This is a genomic window from Synechococcus sp. H60.3 (genome assembly GCF_047462295.1).
Taxonomy (GTDB): Bacteria; Cyanobacteriota; Cyanobacteriia; order Thermostichales; family Thermostichaceae; genus Thermostichus.
The window spans coordinates 1-5,990 of sequence record NZ_JANSIY010000133.1 but is presented as its reverse complement, the minus strand read 5'-3'; the positions used below and the strand labels follow the sequence as shown (position 1 = coordinate 5,990).

The window sequence follows — 5,990 nt, the reverse complement described above, 5'->3', positions numbered from 1 at the left end:
CCCCAAAAGGCAGCACGGCGAAACATGGGATCCCCGCCTGTAAGGTAGAGCTTTGAGGGCAATTATAGCTACTACTTGTGGCGGCTAGGGTTTATCCAACGCTGCGCTGGGCAGGCCAATCCCCGACCACTGCACACCATAGCAGCCTACCTCTTCCTTTCGGGATCCCTCGCGGCGATAGGAAAAGAAATCTTGCGGCTGAGCAAAGGTGCAATGAGGACTGATGGCAATTTGCTTGGAAGGGATCCCTTGGGCTTGGGCCTGGGCGCGGTGGATCCAGCGCAGATCTAGGCGCACCTTACCCGGCAGCGGATCCGGCCAGAGGGCAGGCCGGCGATCCACCCCCGACGGCAGCGCCTGCAGCACCTGCTCGGCCACTTCCTGGGAAACTTGGTAGGCTGGCCCGGAGATGGCTGGCCCCAGGGCAATGCAGATCTGGTCAGCAGGGATCCCGGCCTTTAGGAAAACTTGCAGCACCTTGGGCAAGATGCCAGCAGCCGTGCCCCTCCAGCCGGCATGAACAGCCGCCACCCAGGTAGGGCTAGCTATCAAGATTGGCACGCAGTCGGCGGTGCAAACCCAGGCAGAATCTAACTGGCGGCGGGCGATCACAGCATCTGCTTCGGGACGGGCGAAACTCCCTTCCCCGAGGTGAGAACCCGAAGCCCCCGCCTGGGGGAAGAGAACTTCATCCGCCCAGATCCAGCGACAGCCATGCACCTGCCGGCCCCATGCAGCTCGTTCTGGGGGGAGTTGCAACCGGTCGGCCAGCTCGGCTGGCTGATAGGGGGAAGCTTGACGGCAGCCAAAAGCATGGGGCCACCCCGCCAGAAGTTGACACTGCAGCCAACGCCATTCCCCTGCCTCTTGCCAAACCCAGCCCCCGGAACCGCTCATCGGCCTGATGGGTGGAAAGGGGATCCCTGGGATTTCTGCCGGGCATGCAGGTGGCCCACCCGCTCTTCCAGGCACATCCTTAGCTCGACGGGATTGAACAGCATGGGCAGAAAATGGATGCTCCGGCTTTCCCGGAAGAAAAATAAAATCGGCACTGAGGGCCAGAAGATCTGCCAGTCCTGCCATTCGCTGTAGGGGAACTCGCGGATGCGCTGGGAGCCGCTGTAAACCTGTAGCGCCGTGCGAGTAAAGGCCAGCCCAATCAGACAGGTTTGCACCAGCAAGAACAGGCCAAATAGCCCCACCCCCAGGCCTGCCCAAAACGACAGCCAAAACAGCGGCACTGCCAACACCAGTACTGCCAGGCTGAGGCGAAAGTCTGGGTTCAACAGATGGGCTGAGTAGGGTCTGATCACTCCTTGCTTCTCCTCCGAATCCCAGCCCCATTCTAGGCTGCCCCAGCACCCCCCTGCAGAAGGGATCCCGCTTTTGCCTGGGTTGGAGGTAAACTGAACAAGTTTTTTTGATGTATCCTGAGGAGAGCCCCTTAGGAAGGTGGCTACTCGGCAGCCTGCGTTTTCTCAACCCCAGTTTTCGGCTTTTCCCATGGCTCTCACCGAATCTGACCCCAAAGCTTTCCCCGGCGGCGGATCCCTGAGTTTTTTTGAGCGCTATCTCACCCTTTGGGTGGCTCTGTGTATTGTTGCCGGGATCCTGTTGGGTCGATGGTTTCCGGGCCTGGCAGAGGCGCTGGATGCCCTGAGCCTCTATCAGGTCTCCATTCCCATTGCCGTCTGCCTGTTTTTCATGATGTATCCCATCATGGTGAAAATTGATTTTGGCCAGGCAGCCCATGCCTTGCAATCGCCCAAACCGGTGCTGTTGACCCTGGGGGTGAACTGGCTGGTGAAGCCTTTTACCATGGTGGTGATTGCCCAGTTTTTCTTGGGGTGGCTGTTTGCCCCTTGGATAACCGGCACGGAAATGATCCGCGGTACAGAAGTGAGCCTCAGCAACTCCTACATTGCCGGGGCCATTTTGCTGGGCATTGCCCCTTGCACTGCGATGGTGCTGATGTGGGGCTATCTCAGCTATGGCAACCAAGGCCACACCCTGGTGATGGTGGCGGTGAACTCTTTAACCATGCTTTTCCTCTACGCGCCGCTGGGCCGCTGGCTGCTGGCCATGAGCGATTTAACGGTGCCCTGGCAAACCATTTTGCTATCCGTGGCCATCTACGTGGGCCTACCGTTAATTGCAGGAGCAGCCTCTCGCTATTGGATTCTTAAAACCAAGGGCCGGGAATGGTTTGAGAAAGCTTTTTTGCGCTACCTCAGCCCCATTGCCATCGCCGCCTTGCTGGTGACGCTGGTGCTGCTTTTTGCTTTCAAAGGGGATCTCATTGTGGAAAATCCCTTCCACATTTTGTTGATTGCAGTGCCGCTTTTTGTGCAGACCAACCTTATTTTTGGCCTCACCTATGTGGCAGCCCAGAAACTGGGCTTGTGCTATGAGGATGCTGCTCCGGCGGCTTTAATCGGCGCCAGCAATCACTTCGAGGTGGCCATTGCAACGGCGGTGGTGTTGTTTGGCTTGAACTCCGGGGCCGCCCTGGCCACCGTCGTAGGGGTGTTGATCGAGGTGCCGGTGATGCTGATGCTGGTGGAAGTATGTAAACGCACCGCCTTTTATTTTCCCCGCCAGCCGGAGAAGGCCAGCTTGCCGGATCCCCGCTGTCTTAAAATCAGCCCTTGAGGGATCCCTGTAGCCCATGAACTTGCCCCCAGATCGCCAACGGGAACACCAGGCCAATGAGCGCACCTTTCTGGCCTGGCTGCGCACCTCTGTGGCTCTCATTGCCTTTGGCTTTGCCCTCGCCCGCTTCAGCTTATTTCTGCGGCAGATTGAAGCCGCCCACTCCCCTGAGCAGCCCGCCGCGGCGCACGGCCTCCTGAATGCCCAGAACTTGGGCCTCCTGTTGGTGATCTTTGGAATCCTGATGATCGGCCTTTCTGCTTGGCGCTACAACCAGGTGATGCGGCAAATCGAGGCAGGCGACTTTCGCCCCAGCCGTTTCCTCATCTGGATCATGGCTGCCGTGGTGGCCCTGTTTGGGCTGCTGAGCCTTCCCCTGCTGCTGCGCCGCCTCCGCCCTCAGGAACCTCCGCGGCTTAGCCTGCCGGAGTGAAGGGCCGCCAGGGGTTCCAGTTGCTGAGCCTGCTGCTTGAGGCGCTTGATTAACTGCTTGCACACCACCTCGCACAGCTCAAAACAGATGGGATCCGCAATTTGGTAGTAGACGCTCACGCCCCTGGGCTCGCGGCTGACGATCCCTGCCTGCGCCAGGATCTTGAGATGTTTGGAAACGTTGGCCTGGCCCATGCCGGTGGCCTCTAGGATTTGGGTAACGTTCTTGGGCCCCGAGCGCAACTGACACAGGATCTGCAGCCGGCTGGGCTCCGCCAAAACCTTGAAGTACTCCGCCACGCTGGTCAGCACTTCCGGCGTCAGGGTCAACTGGCACTCGTCTTTGCCACCTTTCACGAGCTCGTCCCAATCCATAGTCTGTCTTGAGGGAGGTGGTAGCTTGATTTTAACACTAAATAGTTATATAGTAGCTCTAGAGACCCGAATTCGGATCGCTTTCGGGTTTTGTCAACAGACAGGAGGGCAGCATGCTATTTCGCCAACTGTTCGACGCCGAGACGAGCACCTACACCTATTTAATCGCAGACCCAGACACCCGCGAGGCCGTACTGGTGGATCCGGTGTTGGAGCAGGTGGAGCGGGACTGGAAGTTAATTCGAGAGCTGGGTCTGACCTTGAAGTACTGCCTGGAGACCCACGTTCACGCCGACCACATCACCGGCACCGGCAAGCTGCGGGAGTTGAGCGGCTGCCAAGGGGTGGTGCCGGTTCAGGCCAAGGCGCAATGTGCCGACCGCTTCATCGGCCATGGGGAAACGCTGCAGGTGGGATCCATTGTCATCGAGGCCATCGCCACCCTAGGCCACACCGACAGCCACATGACCTACCGCGTCAATGGGGATCGCGTTCTGACCGGCGATGCCCTGCTCATTCGCGGCTGCGGGCGCACCGATTTCCAAAGTGGGGATCCCGGCTTGATGTACGACCACGTAACGCAGCACCTGTTTACCCTGCCGGACGAGACGCTGGTCTATCCCGGCCATGACTACCGGGGACACACCGTCTCCACCATTGGCGAGGAGAAGCGCTGGAACCCCCGCTTCGTGGATCCGGAAACCGGTAAGCTGCGCTCGCGGGAGAGCTTTATTGCCCTGATGAACAGCCTCAACCTGCCGCAGCCCAAGAAGATCCAGGAAGCGGTGCCGGCCAACGAGCAGTGCGGCCAAGTGGCAGCCGCAGTTTAGTTGCTAGGGCTGGCTAGACTTCTCTCAGGCAGCCCGTCAGAAAGGGGAGGGTTGAGAGTGGATCCCAAACATCTCTATGAGAGGGATTTCTATGCTTGGACTCAGCAACAAGCCCAATTTCTGCGGGAGCGGGCCTGGGAGAAGCTGGATCTGCCCCATTTAATTGAGGAGATGGAATCGTTGGGCAGGCAACAGCGGCAAGAGCTGCGCAACCGGCTGGGGGTTTTGGTGGGGCACCTTCTGAAGTGGGAGTATCAGCCGCAGGCCAGATCGGTAAGCTGGCTTCTTACCCTACAGGTGCAGCGGCAGGAAGTTCTGGATCTGCTGGAGGAAAACCCAAGCCTGAGACCCTATTTGCCGGAGGCCATCTCCAAGTCTTACCTGAGGGCGCTCCAACTGGCTCTGGAAGAGACCAAGCTGCCCAGAAAGACTTTTCCCAAGACCTGCCCTTATTCTCCTGAGCAAATCCTGGATAGCCAGTTTTATCCTGGCGAGCCCAGCGGGTTGCTGGAGGAGGAAGATTAGAAATCCCTAAGTCTTACAACAACCCTAGAAGCAAGGAAGAAACTATGATCGTAGCCCAACAAAATCCTACAGCTCAGCAGGAACGGGATCCCCGTCTTAAGGAGATCGACGCCTTGACTTTAAAGCAGTGGCTGGATCAAGGGCGGGTACAGCTCATTGACGTACGGGAGCCGGCAGAATACCACGACGAGCGGATCCCGGGGGCGATCAACATGCCTCTATCTACCTTTGACCCCGCCAAGGTGCCGATCTCGACGCCGGAAAAGCCGGTGGTGCTGCAGTGCCGCATGGGCAGCCGCTCCATCCGCGCTGGCTGTCAGTTGCTCGAATACGGCTGGCCGGAAGCCATTAGCCTCAAAGGTGGGATCGAAGCGTGGAAGGCCGCCAAGCTGCCCACCACCCGCACCCGCAACGCGCCCATCTCGCTAATGCGACAGGTGCAGATTACAGCGGGATCCCTGGTGCTCATAGGAACCCTGCTGGGAGCCTTTGTCCATCCCGGCTGGCTGGTGTTGAGTGGCTTTGTGGGAGCGGGGCTGGTGTTTGCCGGGATCACCAACACCTGTGGCCTGGCGCTGCTTTTGGCCCGCCTGCCCTGGAACCGGGGTCAGACGCTATGAGCGGGATCCCGTCCGCCTCTTCCCCAAAGCAGGGGATCTGGGCGCGTTACCTGCCCTTGGCCAAGGATTCCCTGTGGTGGCTTCGCTACCAGCGAGAGGATCTGCCGGGGGATCTCATTGCCGGGGTGGTCTCGGCCATCCTGTTGGTGCCCCAGAGCATGGCCTACGCGCTGCTGGCCGGCCTGCCCCCCGAGACAGGCCTCTACGCCAGCATCCTGCCGGTCATCGCCTACGGCTTCCTGGGATCCAGCCGGGCTTTGTCGGTGGGGCCGGTGGCCATCATCGCCCTGCTGGTAGCCTCGGGTTTGGAGCCGCTGGCTGAGCCGGGCAGCCCGGAGTATGGCCAGTTGGCGCTGGGCTTAGCTCTGGAAGCGGGCCTGATCCAGCTAGGGGTAGGGCTGTTGCGCCTGGGGTTTTTGGCCAATTTCCTGAGCCACTCGGTTATAACGGCCTTTAGCAGTGCCGCAGCCCTAATCATTGCCCTTAGCCAGCTCCGCCATCTGCTGGGGGTGAAGATTGCCAACACCGAGTCCTTCTGGCTGCTGCTGCAACGGCT

Annotated in this window: 9 protein-coding genes; 6 read left to right on the top strand and 3 right to left on the bottom strand. The window is 59.5% G+C overall.

The window, feature by feature from the left end; all coding sequences use genetic code 11:
- Positions 1 to 84: 84 nt before the first annotated feature.
- Entirely contained in the window at positions 85 to 897 is an 813-nt protein-coding gene (gene pgeF / locus NW841_RS11465; protein WP_414364758.1) for a peptidoglycan editing factor PgeF, read from the bottom strand.
- Entirely contained in the window at positions 894 to 1,313 is a 420-nt protein-coding gene (locus NW841_RS11460; protein WP_414364759.1) for a DUF3119 family protein, read from the bottom strand. The genes pgeF and NW841_RS11460 overlap by 4 nt, the downstream gene beginning before the upstream one ends.
- Before the next feature lie 139 nt (positions 1,314 to 1,452).
- On the opposite strand from NW841_RS11460, the gene arsB reads away from it, so the two are divergent.
- Positions 1,453 to 2,652 (top strand): ACR3 family arsenite efflux transporter, encoded by a 1,200-nt coding sequence (gene arsB / locus NW841_RS11455; RefSeq protein ID WP_414376533.1) that lies wholly within the window; start codon positions 1,453 to 1,455, stop codon positions 2,650 to 2,652.
- Positions 2,653 to 2,668: 16 nt separating this feature from the next.
- Positions 2,669 to 3,085, top strand: a complete 417-nt coding sequence (locus NW841_RS11450) for a YidH family protein (RefSeq protein WP_414386474.1) — start codon at positions 2,669 to 2,671, stop codon at positions 3,083 to 3,085.
- Here the strand turns inward: NW841_RS11450 and NW841_RS11445 are convergent.
- On the bottom strand, positions 3,052 to 3,459 hold the full coding sequence (locus tag NW841_RS11445) for an ArsR/SmtB family transcription factor (RefSeq protein ID WP_414386472.1): 408 nt from the start codon (positions 3,457 to 3,459) through the stop codon (positions 3,052 to 3,054). The two genes, NW841_RS11450 and NW841_RS11445, sit on opposite strands and share 34 nt — an antisense overlap.
- Before the next feature lie 113 nt (positions 3,460 to 3,572).
- Between NW841_RS11445 and NW841_RS11440 the strand changes: the two genes are divergently transcribed.
- The 4 genes from NW841_RS11440 to NW841_RS11425 all read left to right on the top strand — a co-directional run.
- A complete protein-coding gene (locus NW841_RS11440; protein WP_414386470.1) occupies positions 3,573 to 4,289 on the top strand; it encodes an MBL fold metallo-hydrolase in 717 nt (238 codons plus the stop codon).
- A gap of 57 nt (positions 4,290 to 4,346) precedes the next feature.
- A complete protein-coding gene (locus NW841_RS11435; RefSeq protein WP_414386469.1) occupies positions 4,347 to 4,814 on the top strand; it encodes a DUF29 domain-containing protein in 468 nt (155 codons plus the stop codon).
- A gap of 44 nt (positions 4,815 to 4,858) precedes the next feature.
- Positions 4,859 to 5,434, top strand: coding sequence for a rhodanese-like domain-containing protein (locus tag NW841_RS11430; RefSeq protein ID WP_414362761.1), 576 nt, complete (start codon positions 4,859 to 4,861; stop codon positions 5,432 to 5,434).
- Positions 5,431 to 5,990, top strand: a 560-nt coding sequence (locus NW841_RS11425; protein WP_414386467.1) for a SulP family inorganic anion transporter, incomplete at its 3' end; no start/stop codon positions are given. The genes NW841_RS11430 and NW841_RS11425, both read left to right, overlap by 4 nt.

Bases quoted from the DNA above. Each gene is read 5' to 3' on its own strand.
- pgeF (WP_414364758.1), bottom strand. From the start codon at position 897: ATGAGCGGTTCCGGGGGCTGGGTTTGGCAAGAGGCAGGGGAATGGCGT.
- NW841_RS11450 (WP_414386474.1), top strand. From the start codon at position 2,669: ATGAACTTGCCCCCAGATCGCCAACGGGAACACCAGGCCAATGAGCGC.
- NW841_RS11440 (WP_414386470.1), top strand. From the start codon at position 3,573: ATGCTATTTCGCCAACTGTTCGACGCCGAGACGAGCACCTACACCTAT.
- NW841_RS11445 (WP_414386472.1), bottom strand. From the start codon at position 3,459: ATGGATTGGGACGAGCTCGTGAAAGGTGGCAAAGACGAGTGCCAGTTG.
- NW841_RS11430 (WP_414362761.1), top strand. From the start codon at position 4,859: ATGATCGTAGCCCAACAAAATCCTACAGCTCAGCAGGAACGGGATCCC.